The organism is Antrihabitans spumae (assembly GCF_043944905.1).
In the GTDB taxonomy this organism is placed as follows: domain Bacteria; phylum Actinomycetota; class Actinomycetes; order Mycobacteriales; family Mycobacteriaceae; genus Antrihabitans; species Antrihabitans spumae.
Genome location: NZ_JBIMSN010000147.1, coordinates 1 through 2,661 on the forward strand (window position 1 = coordinate 1; position 2,661 = coordinate 2,661).

2 protein-coding genes and 2 pseudogenes are annotated in these 2,661 nt (G+C 64.6%); 3 read left to right on the plus strand and 1 reads right to left on the minus strand.

What is annotated here, in order from left to right; genetic code table 11:
- Nucleotides 1-174: 174 nt before the first annotated feature.
- Nucleotides 175-250: pseudogene (locus ACHIRB_RS28305) on the minus strand (integration host factor, actinobacterial type); the annotation flags it as partial.
- Nucleotides 251-416: 166 nt separating this feature from the next.
- Here ACHIRB_RS28305 and ACHIRB_RS28310 point away from each other — a divergent pair.
- From ACHIRB_RS28310 to ACHIRB_RS28320, 3 genes and pseudogenes are all read left to right on the plus strand, one after another.
- Nucleotides 417-632, plus strand: a pseudogene (locus tag ACHIRB_RS28310) (helix-turn-helix domain-containing protein); the annotation flags it as partial.
- 165 nt (nucleotides 633-797) lie between these two features.
- Nucleotides 798-2,309 (plus strand): IS21 family transposase, encoded by a 1,512-nt coding sequence (istA, locus tag ACHIRB_RS28315; RefSeq protein ID WP_395126729.1) that lies wholly within the window; start codon nucleotides 798-800, stop codon nucleotides 2,307-2,309.
- On the plus strand, nucleotides 2,306-2,661 hold a 356-nt coding region (locus ACHIRB_RS28320), incomplete at its 3' end, for an ATP-binding protein (RefSeq protein ID WP_395127810.1). The genes istA and ACHIRB_RS28320, both read left to right, overlap by 4 nt.

Here is a 2,661-nt window from a genome sequence, read left to right on the forward strand (position 1 = left end):
ACCTCAACCTGGCCGCGTAACCAGATATCGCCGTGTCCAACATCCGGGGTCAAGGCCCTTCGGCCGGTCTGGCACTTCGAGGTGATCCAGAAGCTGCATGCCAGTCTGTCTCGGCCCTTGCAAGCACGTCGACGACGCTGAGGTGCCCCGATTTCACTGCAGCGAGCAATTCACCGCGTGCCTTGCGCGCGGCGGCGGCCTTTTCGAGTGCGGCTGCGCGCTGCTCGGGAGTCAGCGTTGGTAGTGCCATCAGATGATCCTCAATTTCGTCGTTGGGTTGACGGCGCTCATTGAAACTGCCCAGTTCTGCTCACCGAAAGTGCTCACCCGTGTGGCTCCGCCGATGAGGGCGGGCCTCCTTCGATGCTGGTGGTCTCTGACCACACACCAGCCATTCGAGGGAGACCCGCTTTCGCATGCTCACACGGGAGGACGACTTGGAGATACACGCCCTGCACAAACGAGGATGGTCGATCTCGGCCATCGCCCGACACACCGGTAGAAACCGCAGAACAGTCCGCAACGACCTCAACGGCGTCACCACCCCCGGAGACCGCAAACCCGCCACACTCGATCCGTTCGAACCGTTCCTCGACTACGTCACCCACCGACTACGCGAAGATCCGCACCTGTTGTCCGTGGCCATGAAAAAGTCCCCACTGGTGGCCAGTTCTAGGTCCCCACGGGTGGCCAGATAAAAGTCCCCACCCGTGTTCGTCGTGTCGTACGGGAGCTCGAGGCCTGGGCGGTGACGGTGAAGGTGCCAACCACACACCACACCGCCCAGGGAGTTTCCATTGAAGTCTGCGAGGGACCGCATGGACATCATTTCCGCGTATCGAGAAGTCGGAACCTATCGAGGCGCCGCCGATCTTTGCGGCACCACCCACAAGACCGTGAAGCGAGTCGTCGAGCGGTTCGAAGCCGAACAACACGGCCACGACAGCACCGAACGCGTCGAACGGCCACATAACTACGATGCCGTGACCGAGCTGGTCACCGAGCGAGTGGCCAAATCCAACGGCAGAATCTCGGCGAAACGGTTGCTACCAGTCGCGCGGACCGCTGGCTACGAAGGGTCGGACCGCAACTTCCGTCGCCTGGTCGCGGAGGCGAAAGCGTTGTGGCGCAAAGACCATCACCGCGGACGACGCCCCGCAGTCTGGACCCCCGGTGAGTACCTGGTGATCGACTGGGCCACCGTCGGTGGCGGGTTGCACCTGTTCTGCGCCGTACTTGCGTTCTCTCGGTGGCGGTTCGTCGCCTTCGCAGACAACGAACGCGCCACCACCACCCTCGGATTCATCGCCCAAGCAATGGACGCGATCGGTGGTGTCCCGTTGAAGGTGCTGGCCGATCGGATGGGCTGCCTCAAAGGCGGTGTGGTCGCCAACGTCGTCGTCCCGACACCCGAATACGTCCGTCTGGCAACCCATTACGGGTTCCGCCCAGACTTCTGTCACGCCAACGACCCGCAATCGAAAGGCATCGTGGAAAACCTGGTCGGCTACGCCCAGCGCGACCTCGTCGTCCCCCTGCTCACCGACGCCGACATCACCGGTAAACCGGTCGACGTGCACACCGCCAACGCCGCAGCGGCACTGTGGTGTGCCGAGGTCAACGCCCGAGTGCATTCGGAGATCGCCGCGATCCCCGACGAACGACTGATCACCGAACGTGCACTGCTGCAACCGTTGCCGTCGCTACGTTTGCAGATCGGACCGGCGCCGATGACCCGCAAGGTCGATCGCCTGTCCTGTGTCCGGTTCGCCTCGGCCCGGTATTCGGTGCCGACCCGGCTGATCGGCACCACCGTCACCCTTCTCCAGGACGGTGGCCGGTTGCTGATCGTCGAACCTCGAACAGGTGAGGTCGTGGCCGATCACGAACTGGCCGCACCGGGGACGGCGTCGGTGCACGATGACCATTACGACCGACCCCGGCCCGCACCTGATCGGGGACCGCGCCCGAAAACGGCTGTCGAGCAGCAGTTCTGCGCACTCGGACCGGACGCGGAAGCGTTCCTCGTCGGGGCGGCCGCGATCGGCAACACTCGCCTCGGGTCCGAACTGGAAATCCTGCTCGCTCTCGGTGCCGCACACGGGCCCGATGCGTTGATCGGTGCGCTGGCGCGGGCGGTGGCGTTCAAACGGTTCCGTGCCGCCGACGTCCGCTCGATCCTGGCTGCCGGTGCCGGCACCCCGCACCCGCGTCCCGCTGGTGATGCGTTGATCCTGGCCCTGCCCACCAGTGCGACCCGGTCGCTGGATGCCTACAAATTCACCCCACCGGAAACGGCGCTGTCATGACCACGCCACCGGCGGCACCGCCGTTGCCGGCCGATCTGGACGCCGCGCTGCGGCGCCTCAAACTCGGCACCATTCGCCGCACCGCCCCGGAGGTGTTGTCGCGAGCGAAGATTCAATGCTGGACACCCGAAGAGGTGCTGCGCACGTTGATCGAAGCCGAGATCGCCGCGCGTGACGCCTCCAACGCCGCCACCCGGCTCAAGACCGCGGCGTTCCCGGTGGCGAAAACTCTCGACACTTTCGACGTCGCGGTGTCCTCGATCCCGGCAGCGACGTTCTCCTACCTGTCGAGCCTGGAATGGGTTCGCGCACATGCCAATCTGGCGATGATCGGTCCGACGGTTATCGAGGG